The 14,936-nt window shown below is 54.7% G+C and carries 16 protein-coding genes; 10 read left to right on the forward strand and 6 right to left on the reverse strand.

Annotated elements, in window-relative coordinates; genetic code table 11:
* Position 1 precedes the first annotated feature (1 nt).
* From kdpC to kdpF, 4 genes are read right to left on the reverse strand one after another with little or no spacing between them, the layout of a single operon-like run.
* The gene (gene kdpC, locus GA0061070_RS02330; protein WP_090133321.1) at positions 2-577 is read right to left on the reverse strand and encodes a potassium-transporting ATPase subunit KdpC; all 576 of its coding nucleotides are present in this window, start codon (positions 575-577) and stop codon (positions 2-4) included.
* Positions 578-589: 12 nt separating this feature from the next.
* Positions 590-2,638, reverse strand: coding sequence for a potassium-transporting ATPase subunit KdpB (gene kdpB, locus GA0061070_RS02335; protein ID WP_090133322.1), 2,049 nt, complete (start codon positions 2,636-2,638; stop codon positions 590-592).
* A 20-nt stretch (positions 2,639-2,658) separates the two neighbouring features.
* A complete protein-coding gene (kdpA, locus tag GA0061070_RS02340) occupies positions 2,659-4,335 on the reverse strand; it encodes a potassium-transporting ATPase subunit KdpA (RefSeq protein ID WP_090133323.1) in 1,677 nt (558 codons plus the stop codon).
* Positions 4,335-4,424, reverse strand: a complete 90-nt coding sequence (gene kdpF, locus GA0061070_RS02345) for a K(+)-transporting ATPase subunit F (protein ID WP_090118949.1) — start codon at positions 4,422-4,424, stop codon at positions 4,335-4,337. Before kdpF ends, kdpA begins: the two co-directional genes overlap by 1 nt.
* Before the next feature lie 368 nt (positions 4,425-4,792).
* Here kdpF and GA0061070_RS02350 point away from each other — a divergent pair, with 368 nt between their 5' ends.
* The 7 genes from GA0061070_RS02350 (at position 4,793) to nei (ending at position 10,443) form a co-directional block, all read left to right on the forward strand.
* A complete protein-coding gene (locus GA0061070_RS02350; protein WP_090133324.1) occupies positions 4,793-4,999 on the forward strand; it encodes a YbfA family protein in 207 nt (68 codons plus the stop codon).
* 148 nt (positions 5,000-5,147) lie between these two features.
* Positions 5,148-6,560, forward strand: a complete 1,413-nt coding sequence (gene phrB, locus GA0061070_RS02355) for a deoxyribodipyrimidine photo-lyase (RefSeq protein WP_090133327.1) — start codon at positions 5,148-5,150, stop codon at positions 6,558-6,560.
* Positions 6,561-6,571: 11 nt separating this feature from the next.
* Complete coding sequence (locus tag GA0061070_RS02360; protein WP_090133329.1) at positions 6,572-7,315, forward strand: type 2 GTP cyclohydrolase I; 744 nt, start codon at positions 6,572-6,574, stop codon at positions 7,313-7,315.
* 11 nt (positions 7,316-7,326) lie between these two features.
* A complete protein-coding gene (pxpB, locus tag GA0061070_RS02365) occupies positions 7,327-7,983 on the forward strand; it encodes a 5-oxoprolinase subunit PxpB (protein ID WP_090133331.1) in 657 nt (218 codons plus the stop codon).
* Positions 7,977-8,909 (forward strand): 5-oxoprolinase subunit PxpC, encoded by a 933-nt coding sequence (gene pxpC / locus GA0061070_RS02370; protein WP_090133333.1) that lies wholly within the window; start codon positions 7,977-7,979, stop codon positions 8,907-8,909. Before pxpB ends, pxpC begins: the two co-directional genes overlap by 7 nt.
* Complete coding sequence (pxpA, locus tag GA0061070_RS02375) at positions 8,899-9,636, forward strand: 5-oxoprolinase subunit PxpA (protein ID WP_090133335.1); 738 nt, start codon at positions 8,899-8,901, stop codon at positions 9,634-9,636. The genes pxpC and pxpA overlap by 11 nt, the downstream gene beginning before the upstream one ends.
* Positions 9,637-9,651: 15 nt before the next feature.
* Positions 9,652-10,443: an endonuclease VIII gene (nei, locus tag GA0061070_RS02380; protein WP_090133337.1), complete on the forward strand. Its 792-nt coding sequence runs from the start codon at positions 9,652-9,654 to the stop codon at positions 10,441-10,443.
* 46 nt (positions 10,444-10,489) lie between these two features.
* Here nei and GA0061070_RS02385 read toward each other — a convergent pair whose 3' ends face one another.
* Both GA0061070_RS02385 and GA0061070_RS25920 read right to left on the reverse strand, forming a co-directional pair.
* The gene (locus GA0061070_RS02385) at positions 10,490-11,776 is read right to left on the reverse strand and encodes a citrate synthase (protein WP_090133339.1); all 1,287 of its coding nucleotides are present in this window, start codon (positions 11,774-11,776) and stop codon (positions 10,490-10,492) included.
* Between the two features lie 201 nt (positions 11,777-11,977).
* Positions 11,978-12,136 carry a hypothetical protein gene (locus GA0061070_RS25920; RefSeq protein ID WP_425256034.1) on the reverse strand — a complete coding sequence of 53 codons (159 nt, stop codon included), beginning with the start codon at positions 12,134-12,136 and terminating at the stop codon, positions 11,978-11,980.
* Positions 12,137-12,410: 274 nt separating this feature from the next.
* Between GA0061070_RS25920 and sdhC the strand changes: the two genes are divergently transcribed.
* Genes sdhC through sdhA form a run of 3 tightly spaced genes read left to right on the forward strand, consistent with a single transcriptional unit; the run spans position 12,411 to position 14,922 of the window.
* Positions 12,411-12,815: a succinate dehydrogenase cytochrome b556 subunit gene (sdhC, locus tag GA0061070_RS02390; protein WP_167353521.1), complete on the forward strand. Its 405-nt coding sequence runs from the start codon at positions 12,411-12,413 to the stop codon at positions 12,813-12,815.
* Positions 12,809-13,156: a succinate dehydrogenase membrane anchor subunit gene (sdhD, locus tag GA0061070_RS02395; protein WP_090118972.1), complete on the forward strand. Its 348-nt coding sequence runs from the start codon at positions 12,809-12,811 to the stop codon at positions 13,154-13,156. The genes sdhC and sdhD overlap by 7 nt, the downstream gene beginning before the upstream one ends.
* Entirely contained in the window at positions 13,156-14,922 is a 1,767-nt protein-coding gene (gene sdhA / locus GA0061070_RS02400; RefSeq protein ID WP_007373903.1) for a succinate dehydrogenase flavoprotein subunit, read from the forward strand. The genes sdhD and sdhA overlap by 1 nt, the downstream gene beginning before the upstream one ends.
* Positions 14,923-14,936: the final 14 nt, after the last annotated feature.

Below are 14,936 nucleotides of genomic sequence, written 5' to 3' on the forward strand. Positions count from 1 at the left end.
TTTATTTATCCTTGAGTGCATCCAGCGCCAGATTGAGTTCCACTATGTTGACCACCGGACGGCCAATAAAGTTGACCAGCGGCGTGGTGGTATGTTCAGCCACCATTTTTTCCACTTCTGTCACCGGTAAGTGACGGGCTTGCGCCACGCGCGGGATCTGCCAGGCAGTAGCGGTCGGAGAGAGTTGACCATCAAGGCCGCTCGCCGAGGTGGTAATCAACTCCACCGGAACATGCGTATCTGCTTGTGAGTTCTCTGCGCGCAGTTGTGCCACGCGAGCCGCCACTTCTTTATCCAGCTCCGGGTTGCTGCCTGCCAGGTTGCTGCCGCCGGACGCCATTGGATTATAAGGTGCATCGGCAGTGGCAGAAGGGCGACCGTGAAAATAAATCGGTGCGGTAAAGTTCTGACCCAGCAAGCGTGAACCGCGCACGGTATCGCCCTCACGGATCAGTGAGCCGTTCGCTTGCGGATTAAACCACCACTGCCCGAGCGCGGTAGTTACCAGCGGGTAGATCCCGCCGGTAATCAGGGTGAAGAGCATCAAAAGCAGAAATGCGGGACGTAATAAAGCCATTTTTTATACCTCTTACACCAGGCCAAACAGGGTCAAAATCAGGTCGATCGCCTTGATACCGATAAACGGCACCACCAGCCCGCCCAACCCGTAGATCCACAGGTTGCGGCGCAGCATGGCGGAAGCGGTAAGCGGCTTGTAGCTCACCCCTTTCAGCGCCAGCGGGATAAGAAACACAATCACCAGCGCGTTAAAGATCACCGCGCTTAAAATTGCCGATGCCGGGGAGTGCAGATGCATTACGTTCAGCGTATTCAGTTGCGGATAGGTTGCTGCAAATGCCGCCGGAATGATGGCGAAGTATTTCGCCACATCGTTGGCGATACTGAAGGTGGTCAGCGAACCACGAGTCATCAGCATCTGTTTACCGATATGCACCACTTCAATCAATTTGGTGGGGTTAGAGTCGAGATCCACCATGTTGCCCGCTTCTTTTGCGGCCTGTGTGCCGGAGTTCATCGCTACTGCAACATCTGCCTGTGCCAGCGCTGGCGCATCGTTAGTGCCATCACCCGTCATCGCCACCAGACGACCTTCCGCCTGATACTGGCGGATCAACGCCAGTTTCGCTTCCGGCGTCGCTTCCGCAAGGAAATCATCGACACCGGCTTCAGCGGCAATCGCCGCAGCGGTTAAGCGGTTATCCCCGGTGATCATTACCGTTTTAATGCCCATTTTACGCAACTGGGCAAAACGCTCTTTAATCCCGCCTTTGACGATATCTTTCAGCGCGATGATGCCCAGCACTTTCGCCCCTTCGGCAACGACCAGCGGCGTGGCACCCTGACGGGCGACACGTTCGACCAGCGTTTCCACATCGGCCGGGAATTGACCGCCATTGGCGGCGATGTGACGACGAATCGCATCCACCGAACCTTTACGGATCATTCGATCCTGCACGTTGATGCCGCTCATGCGGGTTTGCGCAGTGAAGGGCACAAAGGTGGCTTGCAGACTTTGCATATCGCGTTCGCGCAGATTAAAACGGCGTTTGGCCAGTATCACAATACTGCGGCCTTCCGGCGTTTCATCCGCCAACGAGGAGAGTTGCGCAGCATCGGCCAACATTTTTTCATCCACGCCCTGCGCGGGCAGGAAATCGGATGCCTGGCGGTTACCTAAGGTGATGGTGCCGGTTTTATCCAGCAGCAGCACATCAATATCACCCGCCGCTTCTACCGCACGACCGCTGGTGGCAATCACATTCGCACCCAGCATGCGACTCATCCCGGCAACGCCAATCGCAGACAGCAGTCCGCCGATAGTCGTTGGGATCAGGCATACCAGCAGGGCCACCAGCACAGTAACGCTGACCGCCTGGCCGCCATATACCGAGAATGGCCACAAGGTGGCGGTTGCCAGCAGGAAGACAAGGGTCAGGGCAACCAGCAGAATGGTCAGGGCGATCTCATTCGGTGTTTTACGCCGTTGCGCACCTTCCACCATCGCAATCATGCGGTCGAGGAACGTTTCACCGGGGTTAACGCTGCACTGGATCACCAGCCAGTCAGAAAGAATACGTGTCCCGCCTGTGACCGAAGCAAAATCGCCGCCGGACTCACGGATCACCGGTGCTGATTCACCAGTGATCGCGCTCTCATCCACCGATGCACCGCCTTCAATCACTTCTCCATCACAAGGAATAATGTCACCGGCCTCGACCAGCACTACATCGCCTTTACGCAGATCTGCTGCCGGAATATGGTCGATTTGCGCATCATGCTGCGGGGCGCGTAATTTGCGGGCGAAAGCGGTTTTTTTCACCCCTTTCAGGCTATTGGCCTGTGCTTTGCTGCGACCTTCCGCCAGCGCCTCTGCAAAGTTGGCGAACAATACCGTAATCCACAACCACAGGCTGACTGCGCCGGTAAACCACGCGCTGCCGTCAAGGTGGCCTGTTGCCATTGCCACAGTCAGGATGGTGGTCAACAGGCTGCCGATCCAGACAATAAACATTACCGGGTTACGCCACTGTACTTGCGGGCTTAACTTGGTCACCGAATCCATCAGCGCCTGGCGAACAAGGTTCGGTTCGAACAGGGCCAGTTGTTTGCGACTCATAAAACGCGTCTCCGCCAGTCTCAAAATAAGAGGTATTCCGCTACCGGGCCGAGCGCCAGGGCAGGAATAAAGGTCAATGCGCCAACCAGCAGTACCGTGCCGATCAGCAGGCCAATAAACAACGCGCCGTGCGTTGGCAGGGTGCCTGTGCTGGCGGGCTGGATTTTCTTACCAACCAGTGAACCAGCAATTGCCATCACCGGAACAATCACACCGAAACGTCCGAAGAACATGCAGAATGCCAGCAGGCAGTTCCAGAACGGGGTGTTGGTGCTTAATCCGGCAAAGGCGCTGCCGTTGTTGTTGGCTGCTGACGAAACGGCATACAGTACTTCACTAAAGCCGTGAATGCCGGGGTTAGACATGCCACTACGCCCGGCGTCGGTCATCATCGCCAGCGCGGTGCCAATTAGCACCAGCGCCGGGGTGACGAGGATCGCCAGCGCGGTCATTTTCATCTCGCGGACATCGATTTTTTTGCCGATAAACTCCGGCGTACGACCAATCATTAAGCCAGCAATAAACACCGCCAGCAGCACGAACAGCAGCATGCCGTAGAGACCCGAGCCCACGCCGCCGAACACCACTTCGCCAATCTGCATCAGCCACATCGGGATCATGCCGCCCAGCGCGGTAAAGGAGTCATGCATGGCATTCACCGCGCCGCATGAGGCGGCGGTTGTGACCACTGCATACAGGCTGCTCGCCAGAATGCCAAAACGGCTCTCTTTGCCTTCCATATTGATGGCGCTGTCGCCGCCGAGCGTCAGGAAGTGCGGGTTACCCTGGAACTCTGCCCACATCACCACGCTGGCGCAGACCACGAAGATCAGCGACATTGCCCACAGCAGCATGTGCCCCTGGCGACGGTCCGCCACGGCATCGCCAAAAGCAAAGCAAAGCGCAGCCGGGATCAGGAAGATCACCAGCATCTGAACGATGTTGGTCAATGCGGTCGGATTTTCAAACGGGTGAGCGGAGTTGGCGTTGAAGAATCCCCCGCCGTTGGTGCCGAGCATTTTGATCGCTTCCTGGGACGCGACTGGCCCCATTGGCATCAAGTGCTGAACGCCTTCCAGCGAGGTGTAAGACTGATAAGGCAAAAAGTTTTGCAGTACGCCTTGCTGAATAAAGAACAATGCAATGACCAGTGAAATTGGCAGTAACACCCACAGGATAATGCGGGTGAGATCCACCCACGCGTTACCGAGCGTATCCATGCTGCGGCGCGCAAAGGCGCGGATCAGCGCGAATATCACAGCAATCCCCGTTGCTGCGGAGAGGAAGTTTTGCACCGTCAGCCCGACCATCTGGCTGAAATAACTCAGCGTGCTTTCGCCAGAATAGGATTGCCAGTTGGTATTCGTAACAAAACTGACCGCTGTATTCAGCGCCAGATGCCATGAGAGGCCGGGCAGGTTTTGCGGGTTCATTGGCAAAATGCCCTGCAACATAAGCAGGGCAAATAGCAGCACAATACCGAGCGTATTCAGCCACAGGATGGCGAACAAATAGTGCCGCCAGTTCATTTCCCGAGTATCAATACCGAGTCCACGCCAGAGGATATTTTCGATTGTTGCCGTACCGGGCAGCGCCTGTCCGGCAATGAGTTTTGCCAGTAACGATCCCAGCGGACGCGCAAGAATAAATAGCACCAGTAAAAAGCTGGCGACCAGAAGAAATGCCTGAGCGGCCATCAGAAATCCTCCGCGTTAATCAGGGCATAAACCAGGTAGCCCAATAACAGGAAAACCAGCACGATGCCGATTATTACGCCTGCATTCACAATTCACCTCCAGGGTGATTTAAGGATGTATTGTAAAAGTAGTTTTTTCAGCGCAAAGATTTCGCAAAAATCGCCAGGTGGGGTGTAAAAAAAATATAAAAATGGCCAAAAACATTGGTTGGGCAAGCAGAGAAACCTCGGGTAAACCACGCATTAACTAATGGTTAGTGATAATTTAACCGTTTTGTAACTAATTTACCGCCAGCGCATAAATAAGTCCGACATTGACAGAAAATAGTGGTCGGATGAGTAGTAAAATTACGAATAAAGCGATACTATTTTAACCAGATTTCAGCGCCGCCCTGGTTTTCTGTAAGGCGGGAACATTTTCCGGTAGTGATTGCTGGCCGGACAAAGGGGAGAGGATTATGAACACATATAAAGCGTTTCCGGCACACGTTGTGTTGATGCGCCGCGCTTTCGCTATTCTGGCAGGCGTTCTGGCATTACCGGTGATGTTATTCTGGAAAGATCGCGCACGTTTTTATAGCTACCTGCACCGCGTCTGGGCGAAAACCAGTGAAAAACCGGTGTGGATGGACCAGGCCGACAAAGTAGCCTGCGACTTTTATTAATCGATTACATACAGTAAATCCTCTAAGCCACCGCCTTGCGGTGGTTTTTTTTTGAGGTAACCTTTTTGCTACATTTACACTGTGCCGCCAGGCGCAGCGGATTAACAATTCGCAGCACTGCCCTTTTGTTACGGGCATAAGGAGTGATATGCCCACCCATCTGGTCTGGTTTCGCGCGGATTTGCGCGTACATGATAATCTTGCGCTCGCGGCCGCTTGCCACAATCCCGGCGTCCGTGTTATCGCGCTTTTTATTGCCACGCCAGCACAGTGGCAGCAGCATCACATGGCGCCGCGCCAGGCGGCGCTGCTCAACGCCTGTCTTAACTCACTGCAACAGTCGCTGGCGGAAAAGGGCATTCCGCTGCTCTACCGCGAGGTGGATGATTTTGCTGCCTGCGTGCAGGTCCTTGCCCAAATCTGTGCCAGTGAGCAGGTAAGCCATCTTTTTTATAACTCTCAGTATGAATTCAATGAACGCCAGCGTGATGGGGCTGTAGAAAAAGCGCTGCCAAACGTATCCTGCCAGAGGTTTGACGACAGCGTGATGCTGGCACCGGGCAGCGTGATGACTGGCAATCACGAGATGTATAAAGTCTTTACGCCGTTCAAAAACGCTTTTTTACGGCGGCTAAAAGAGAAACTGCCCGAATGCGTAGCCGCACCGTGCTCGCGGAAAGGGACGCGGCCCATTGCTAAGCCGATCATACTTAACTACCCGCAGCAGCCGTTTGATGAACAACTTTTCCCCATTGATGAGAAAAGCGTGATTGCCCGGCTACGCCACTTTTGCCAGCAGCAGGCGGCAGAGTATGAGCAGCAACGTGATTTTCCGGCGATTGAAGGTACCAGCCGCCTCTCCGCCGCGCTGGCGATTGGTGCACTGTCGCCGCGCCAGTGTCTGCACCATTTACTGGCCGAGCAGCCGCAGGCGCTCGATGGCGGAAGCGGCGCAGTATGGCTCAATGAGCTGATCTGGCGAGAGTTTTACCGTCATCTGATGATGTTCCATCCGGCACTCTGCAAGCACAAACCTTTTATCCCCTGGACCGATAAGGTGCAGTGGCAGGAAAATCAACAGCAGCTTGAGGCCTGGCAAAAGGGCAGCACTGGCTTTCCGATTGTTGATGCCGCAATGCGTCAGTTGAACAGTACCGGCTGGATGCATAATCGACTGCGGATGATCGTGGCCAGCTTTCTGGTCAAGGACTTACTTATCGACTGGCGCTGCGGAGAGCGCTATTTTATCTCCCAGTTGATTGATGGTGATCTGGCGGCAAACAATGGCGGCTGGCAGTGGGCTGCCTCAACGGGGACCGATGCGGTGCCTTATTTTCGCATTTTCAACCCCACCACGCAGGGGGAACGCTTTGACGCCAGAGGCGAGTTTATTCGTCGCTGGTTACCTGAATTACAAGCGGTGCCGGAAAAGCATCTCCATCAACCCTGGGCGTGGGCGGATAAACAGGGGCTACGTCTCGATTATCCCCGCCCAATTGTGGACCATAAACAGACACGAGCCGCCACTCTGGCGGCGTATGAAGCCGCCCGTAAAGCATAAAGAGAGCATTGATGAAAAATACCGAACTGGAAAAACTGATTAACGAGAAACTGAACAGTGCGGCATTCAGTGACTACGGCCCGAACGGCCTACAGGTTGAAGGACGGGAAACGGTGCAAAAAATTGTCACTGGCGTGACCGCCAGCCAGGCGTTACTGGATGAGGCGGTACGTCAACAGGCGGACGCGGTAATCGTCCATCACGGCTATTTCTGGAAAAATGAAGCGCCGGTCATTCTGGGCATGAAGCGTAACCGCCTGAAAACGCTTCTGGCGAACGACATCAACCTGTATGGCTGGCATCTGCCGCTCGATGCGCACCCGGAACTGGGCAATAACGCACAACTGGCGGCACTGCTCGGTATTACCCTGCAAGGAGAAATCGAAGAGCTGTTGTCGTGGGGAGAACTAACGATGCCAGTACCGGGGCTGGAACTGGCTTCCTGGATTGAAGCTCGTCTGGGGCGTAAACCGCTCTGGTGCGGCGATACTGGGCCGGATCTTGTGAAACGTGTCGCCTGGTGTACCGGTGGCGGACAGGGTTTTATCGATAAAGCTGCTCGTTTTGGCGTTGATGCCTTTATCACCGGCGAGGTGTCGGAGCAGACCATTCACTCCGCGCGCGAGCAAGGGCTGCATTTCTACGCGGCGGGGCACCATGCTACCGAACGCGGCGGTATTCGCGCCCTGAGCGACTGGCTGAATACGCATACCGATCTTGATGTTACGTTTGTGGATATTCCGAACCCGGCCTGAGGAGTGAACAAGTGCAGCGAGCGCGTTGTTATTTATTAGGGGAAACTGCCGTGGTGCTGGAGCTTGAGCCTCCTGTACAGTTGGCGACGCAAAAGCGGATCTGGCGGTTGACGCAGCGGCTGTCCACGATGCCGGAGGTGGCGGAAGTCATTCCAGGGATGAATAACATGACAGTTGTGCTGAGCGATCCGGGCACGCTGGTGCTGGATGCTATTGAACGCCTGCAGCGCTGGTGGGAAGATAGTGAGGCGCTGGAGCCGGAATCTCGCGCCATTGAGATCCCAGTGCTGTACGGCGGCGATGCCGGACCGGATCTCGGACGGGTAGCGGAACATTGTCGGATGAGTGAAAAACAGGTGGTGGAGCTGCATGCCTCTGTTGATTACGTGGTCTGGTTTATTGGTTTTCAGCCTGGCTTTCCCTATCTGGGCGGCCTGCCGGAAGCGCTGGCCACGCCGCGACGCGCTGAACCGCGCGTTCGCGTAGCGGTGGGTTCTGTCGGTATTGGTGGCGCACAGACTGGCATCTATCCGCTGGAGACGCCCGGCGGTTGGAACCTGATTGGCCGCACTGATTTGGCGCTCTTTAATCCGCGTTTAACAGAACCGTCACTGCTGCGTCCTGGCGACACACTGCGCTTCATTCCGCGCAAGGAGGGCGTATGTTGAAAATTATTCGCGCCGGTATTTACACGACTTTGCAGGGGGGGAAGCGTACCGGTTTGCGCCAGTCCGGAATCAGCTATTGTGGTGCGCTGGACGCACCTGCGCTGAAAATTGCCAATGCACTGGTGGGCAATACACCCGATACGGCCGGGCTTGAGATCACGCTTGGCCAGTTCGAAGTGGTGTTCGAAAGCCGTTGCTGGTTTGCCCTGACTGGCGCGGGTTGTGAAGCGAAGCTCGACGGTAAACCCGTGTGGACGGGCTGGCGTTTTGTGGCAAAAGCTGGACAGCGGCTGGTGCTGAAACGTCCACTGCACGGTGTGCGTAGCTATCTGGCGGTGGCGGGTGGTTTTGCGCTGCCGGAGGTGCTGGGTTCCGGTAGTACTGACCTGAAAGCCGCTGTCGGTGGGTTGGAAGGGCGACTGCTACGTGATGGCGATACACTGCCTCTGGTAGAACCGGAGCAGCAATTTCGTACCCAGCAGGGTGTAAAACAACTGCTGTGGGGCAACCGCATTCGCGCGCTGCCGGGGCCGGAATATCATGAATTCGACACGGCTTCGCAGGAAGCATTCTGGCGTCTGCCGTGGCAGATAAGCCCGCAGAGCAACCGCATGGGATACCGCTTACAGGGGCGGCCACTGTTACGGATGACTTCACGCGAGCTGCTCTCCCACGGCTTATTACCTGGCGTTATACAGGTGCCGTCAAACGGCCAGCCGATTGTGTTGATGAATGATGCTCAGACAACCGGCGGATACCCGCGTATTGCCTGCATTATTGAGGCCGATATGTACCATTTGGCGCAAATTCCTCTTGGGCAACCGGTGCATTTTGTTCAATGTTCACTGGATGAAGCGCTGTATGCCCGTCAGGATCAACAGCGTTACCTTGAACAACTGGCATGGCGGTTAATGCATGAAGATTGATTTAAACGCCGATCTTGGCGAAGGCTGCGGCAATGATGCTGCGTTGTTGAAACTGGTTTCGTCGGCCAATATCGCCTGTGGTTTTCATGCGGGCGATGCCGGGACAATGCTGACATGCGTGCGCGAAGCGCTACGTAACGGGGTCGCAGTCGGTGCTCATCCCTCGTTTCCCGATCGGGAAAACTTCGGTCGTACGGCGATGCAACTACCGCCAGAAACAGTGTATGCCCAGGTGCTGTACCAAATCGGCGCACTGGCAGCGATGGTGCATGCTGAAGGCGGCAAATTACAGCATGTGAAGCCCCACGGCATGCTATACAACCAGGCGGCAAATGATGCGCAACTGGCTGACGCTATTGCCAGTGCGGTACACGATGTTGATCCGGATTTGATTCTGATCGGGCTGGCAGGCAGCGAACTGATCCGCGCCGGAAAAAACTGGGGGCTGCTCACCCGCCAGGAAGTGTTTGCCGATCGCGGCTATCACAGCGATGGTCGGCTGGTACCACGCAACGAGCCGGGTGCGTTGATTGACGATGACAATGTGGCGCTGGCGCAAACGCTGGAGATGGTGCTGGCAGGGCGTGTCAAAAGTATTGAAGGCGAGTATGTTTCCGTGCAGGCGCAAACGGTGTGTCTGCACGGCGACGGTGAGCATGCGTTACTGTTTGCCCGCCGCCTGAATGCTGCTTTTACCCAGCGTGGAGTGATTATTTCCGCACGATAACACAAGGAGTTTTACATGCCGGAAGGTCCGGAAATCCGCCGGGCGGCAGATATGCTTGAAGCGGCGGTTCAGGGAAAACCACTGACCGATGTCTGGTTTGCTCTGCCGCAGCTAACCGATTTCGCCCCAGGCCTTGTGGGACAGCGCATCGAGCAGATTGAAACACGCGGCAAGGCGCTGTTGACGCACTTTTCTGGCGGGTTGACCCTCTACAGCCATAACCAGCTTTACGGTGTCTGGCGCGTGGTGAATGCGGGCGAAACGCCGCAAACCAACCGCGTGCTGCGCGTAAAATTACAGACGGCCGATAAAGCCATCTTGCTTTACAGCGCGTCAGATATTGCCATGCTCACGGCGGAACAACTGGCCCGGCACCCTTTTTTACAACGGCTCGGGCCGGATGTGCTGAACATGACACTCACGGCGGCACAGGTGAAAGAACGCCTGTTATCAGCGCGTTTTCGCCAGCGTCGCTTCTCGGGATTGCTGCTTGATCAGGCGTTTCTGGCCGGGCTGGGTAACTATTTACGCGTGGAGATCCTCTGGTACTGCGCGTTGGCGCCGCAGCATAATGCCGCCGAACTGGATGATACCCAGCTTGATGTGCTGGCGCAGGCGTTGCTGGATATTCCTCGTTTGTCCTGGCAGACGCGCGGCACTGTGTATGAGAACAAGCATCACGGCGCGCTGTTTCGCTTCCGGGTCTTCCACCGGGCAGGGGATGTGTGTGAGCGCTGCGGTGGGATCATCGAAAAAACCATGCTCTCATCACGCCCGTTTTACTGGTGCCCAGGCTGCCAATGCTGAAATAAAAAACGCGCCCACTGGCGCGTTTCTTCATGCGGATTGACCCTTAATCTTTTTTCAGATCGGAGGAGAATTCGCGTTTGGCGTAGCCGGTATAAAGCTGACGTGGGCGGGCAATCTTGACGCCATCGTCGTGCATTTCGCTCCAATGCGCAATCCAGCCCACGGTACGTGCCATCGCAAAGATAACGGTAAACATGGACGCCGGGATACCCATCGCTTTCAGGATAATACCGGAGTAGAAGTCGACGTTCGGGTAGAGTTTGCGTTCGATAAAGTACGGGTCGTTGAGCGCAATGTGCTCCAGTTCCATTGCCACTTCCAGCAGGTCGTCTTTTGTACCCAGCTCGCGCAGCACTTCGTGGCAGGTTTCACGCATCACAGTAGCGCGTGGGTCGTAGTTCTTGTAGACACGGTGACCGAAGCCCATCAGACGGAACGAATCGTTCTTGTCTTTGGCGCGACGCAGGAATTCCGGAATATGTTTCACTGAGCTGATCTCTTCCAGCATTCTCAGTGCCGCTTCGTTGGCGCCGCCGTGCGCCGGTCCCCATAGAGAGGCGATACCGGCCGCGATACAGGCAAACGGGTTTGCACCAGAAGAACCAGCGGTACGCACAGTAGAGGTGGAGGCGTTTTGCTCGTGATCGGCATGCAGGATCAGAATACGATCCATGGCGCGTTCCAGCACAGGATTCACTTCATACGGTTCACACGGAGTGGCGAACATCATATGCAGGAAGTTGCCAGCGTAGGAGAGATCGTTGCGCGGATAAATAAACGGCTGACCGATGGAGTATTTGTAACACATCGCTGCCACGGTCGGCATTTTGGACAGCAGGCGGAACGCCGCGATTTCACGGTGGCGCGGATTGTTCACATCCAGCGAATCGTGGTAGAACGCAGCCAGTGCGCCGGTCACGCCACAAAGTACCGCCATCGGATGTGAGTCGCGACGGAAGCCGTTGAACAGACGGGTGATCTGCTCATGAATCATGGTGTGGCGGGTGACTGTCAGTTTGAACTCTGCAAACTGCTCCTGCGTCGGTTTTTCGCCGTATAGCAGGATGTAGCTCACTTCCAGGTAGTTGGATTCGGTCGCCAGTTGATCAATTGGGAAACCGCGGTGTAACAAAATGCCTTCATCACCGTCGATAAAAGTGATTTTTGATTCACACGATGCGGTGGAGGTGAAACCAGGGTCAAAAGTAAAAACCCCTTTTGAACCGAGACTACGGATATCAATAACATCCTGACCGAGCGTGCCTTTTAGCACATCCAGTTCAATAGCAGCGTCACCATTGTAGGTGATGTTTGCTTTTTTATCAGCCATTTACGGTCTCCTTAGCGCCTTATTGCTTAAGACTGCCAGTTACCGGATTTGCTTTCAACTGCCCGTCAACGTTACCAGTTTGTTATTAGCTCGCAGCTCTGTGGAGAGGGAGAACCAGGGTACAGAGCAATGGCGCGTGCCAGTACACATTGAAAATACAGTGAAAAAACAGCAAATCAGCGTCTCAGCAGTCCGAATTTATCAAACCTGTATATCACTAATAACTGTCCTGATTACATCGGTCAATAGCATCACACTGTTACATAACTTATTCTCAGGTGAAAGCAAGACCCCATAACTTTTGCGAATTATATGCCTTATTAGGTGTAGTTTGTAACAACAATGTTTAAGTTTTGTCAAATCAGATGATTAAATTTTAAAAGAATGTTGTTATCGTGATGGATGTCACTGTTCTGCATAAAACCCGACAAACTATATGTAGGTTAATTGTAATGATTTTGTGAACGACCTATACTGCCGCCAGGTCTCCGGAATACCCTGCCATCCCGAGCCACCCAGCGTTGTAACCTGTCGTTTAGCTTCTGGAAGCTAATTTTTTGCATGACGAGCAGTTATAGAAAAGGACGCTGTCTGACCCGCACGCAGACCGGAGGAAGGAAACTAGAAGAATAGCATGTGGGCGTTATTCATGATAAAAAATGCGAAAAAACAAAGACCTGTCAATCTGGATCTGACAACAATTCGGTTTCCTGTTACGGCTATAGCTTCCATTCTTCACCGCGCCTCCGGCGTCATTACGTTTGTGGCTGTCGGTATTCTGCTGTGGTTATTGGGCCTGTCGCTGTCATCTGAAGACGGCTTCCAGGCTGCCTCTGCCATCATGAACAGCTTCTTCGTTAAATTCATTCTGTGGGGCATCCTCACCGCGCTGGCGTATCATGCTGTCGGCGGGATTCGCCACATGCTGATGGATTTTGGCTGGCTGGAAGAAACCTTCGAAGCAGGAAAACGTTCCGCTAATCTCTCTTTTGTGATCACTGTCGTGCTTTCAATTCTCGCAGGAGTTCTCGTATGGTAAGCAACGCCTCCGCATTAGGACGCAACGGCGTACATGATTTTATTCTTGTCCGTGCTACCGCCATCGTCCTGACGTTATACATCATCTATATGGTGGGTTTTTTCGCCCTGCATGGCGAGCTGACCTGGGTGGTCTGGACCGGTTTCTTCTCCTCCGCCTTTACCAAAGTCTTCACTCTGCTGGCTCTGTTTTCCATTCTGATCCATGCCTGGATTGGCATGTGGCAAGTGTTGACCGACTACGTTAAACCGCTGGCTGTACGTCTGATTCTGCAACTGATTATTGTTGTGGCGCTGGCGGCTTACGTGATTTATGGATTCGTTGTGGTGTGGGGTGTGTAATGAAATTGCCAGTCAGAGAATTTGATGCTGTTGTCATTGGCGCGGGCGGTGCAGGTATGCGCGCGGCGCTGCAAATTTCCCAGAGCGGGCAAACCTGTGCGCTGCTCTCCAAAGTTTTCCCGACCCGTTCCCACACTGTGTCTGCACAGGGCGGCATCACCGTCGCACTGGGCAATACCCATGAAGATAACTGGGAATGGCACATGTATGACACGGTAAAAGGTTCCGACTATATCGGTGACCAGGACGCGATTGAATATATGTGCAAAACCGGCCCGGAAGCGATTCTTGAGCTGGAGCATATGGGCCTGCCGTTCTCCCGTCTTGATGACGGTCGTATCTATCAGCGTCCGTTTGGCGGCCAGTCGAAGAACTTCGGCGGCGAGCAGGCGGCGCGTACCGCAGCGGCGGCAGACCGTACTGGTCATGCGCTGTTGCATACCCTTTATCAGCAGAACCTGAAAAACCACACTACTATTTTTTCCGAGTGGTACGCGCTGGATCTGGTGAAAAACCAGGATGGTGCTGTTGTAGGTTGCACCGCACTGTGTATTGAAACCGGCGAAGTCGTCTACTTCAAAGCCCGTGCAACCGTGCTGGCAACTGGCGGCGCAGGCCGTATTTACCAGTCTACTACCAATGCGCACATTAATACCGGCGACGGCGTTGGTATGGCGCTGCGTGCGGGTGTTCCGGTGCAGGATATGGAGATGTGGCAGTTCCATCCGACCGGTATCGCCGGGGCAGGGGTACTGGTGACGGAAGGCTGTCGTGGTGAAGGCGGCTATCTGCTGAACAAACACGGCGAGCGCTTTATGGAGCGCTATGCGCCAAACGCCAAAGACCTGGCGGGTCGTGATGTGGTGGCGCGTTCCATCATGATCGAAATCCGTGAAGGCCGCGGCTGCGATGGTCCGTGGGGACCGCACGCTAAACTGAAACTCGATCACCTGGGTAAAGAAGTACTCGAATCTCGCCTGCCGGGGATCCTGGAGTTGTCACGCACCTTTGCTCACGTGGATCCGGTGAAAGAGCCAATCCCGGTGATCCCGACCTGCCACTATATGATGGGCGGTATTCCGACCAAAGTGACCGGTCAGGCGCTGACGGTGAACGAGAAAGGCGAGGATGTCGTGATCCCGGGGCTATTTGCGGTGGGCGAAATCGCCTGCGTATCGGTTCACGGCGCCAACCGCCTGGGCGGCAACTCACTGCTCGACTTAGTGGTCTTTGGCCGTGCGGCGGGTCTTCATTTACAAGAATCTATTGCCGAACAGGGCGCGCTGCGCGATGCCAGTGAATCGGATATCGAAGGCGCGCTTACCCGCCTCAACCGCTGGAATAACAACCGCAGCGGCGAAGATCCGGTCACCATCCGTAAAGCGCTGCAAGAGTGTATGCAGCATAACTTCTCGGTATTCCGCGAAGGTGATGCGATGGCGAAAGGTCTTGAACAACTGAAAGTGATCCGTGAGCGTCTGAAAGAGGCCCGTCTGGATGATACGTCAAGCGAGTTCAATACCCAGCGCGTTGAGTGCCTTGAGCTGGATAACCTGATGGAAACCGCCTACGCAACGGCTGTTTCCGCAAACTTCCGTACCGAAAGCCGTGGCGCACACAGCCGCTTCGACTATCCGGATCGTGACGATGAGAACTGGTTGTGCCACAGCCTGTATCTGCCAGAAACGGAATCCATGACGCGCCGTAGCGTCAATATGGAACCGAAACTGCGTCCGGCGTTCCCGCCGAAGATTCGTACTTATTAATGCGGAGACAGGAT

The sequence above is a fragment of the Kosakonia oryziphila genome (assembly GCF_900094795.1).
Classification (GTDB): domain Bacteria; phylum Pseudomonadota; class Gammaproteobacteria; order Enterobacterales; family Enterobacteriaceae; genus Kosakonia; species Kosakonia oryziphila.

Bases quoted from the DNA above. Each gene is read 5' to 3' on its own strand.
- kdpC (WP_090133321.1), bottom strand. From the start codon at position 577: ATGGCTTTATTACGTCCCGCATTTCTGCTTTTGATGCTCTTCACCCTG.
- kdpB (WP_090133322.1), bottom strand. From the start codon at position 2,638: ATGAGTCGCAAACAACTGGCCCTGTTCGAACCGAACCTTGTTCGCCAG.
- kdpA (WP_090133323.1), bottom strand. From the start codon at position 4,335: ATGGCCGCTCAGGCATTTCTTCTGGTCGCCAGCTTTTTACTGGTGCTA.
- GA0061070_RS02350 (WP_090133324.1), top strand. From the start codon at position 4,793: ATGAACACATATAAAGCGTTTCCGGCACACGTTGTGTTGATGCGCCGC.
- phrB (WP_090133327.1), top strand. From the start codon at position 5,148: ATGCCCACCCATCTGGTCTGGTTTCGCGCGGATTTGCGCGTACATGAT.
- GA0061070_RS02360 (WP_090133329.1), top strand. From the start codon at position 6,572: ATGAAAAATACCGAACTGGAAAAACTGATTAACGAGAAACTGAACAGT.
- pxpC (WP_090133333.1), top strand. From the start codon at position 7,977: ATGTTGAAAATTATTCGCGCCGGTATTTACACGACTTTGCAGGGGGGG.
- pxpA (WP_090133335.1), top strand. From the start codon at position 8,899: ATGAAGATTGATTTAAACGCCGATCTTGGCGAAGGCTGCGGCAATGAT.
- nei (WP_090133337.1), top strand. From the start codon at position 9,652: ATGCCGGAAGGTCCGGAAATCCGCCGGGCGGCAGATATGCTTGAAGCG.
- GA0061070_RS02385 (WP_090133339.1), bottom strand. From the start codon at position 11,776: ATGGCTGATAAAAAAGCAAACATCACCTACAATGGTGACGCTGCTATT.
- sdhC (WP_167353521.1), top strand. From the start codon at position 12,411: ATGTGGGCGTTATTCATGATAAAAAATGCGAAAAAACAAAGACCTGTC.
- sdhD (WP_090118972.1), top strand. From the start codon at position 12,809: ATGGTAAGCAACGCCTCCGCATTAGGACGCAACGGCGTACATGATTTT.
- sdhA (WP_007373903.1), top strand. From the start codon at position 13,156: ATGAAATTGCCAGTCAGAGAATTTGATGCTGTTGTCATTGGCGCGGGC.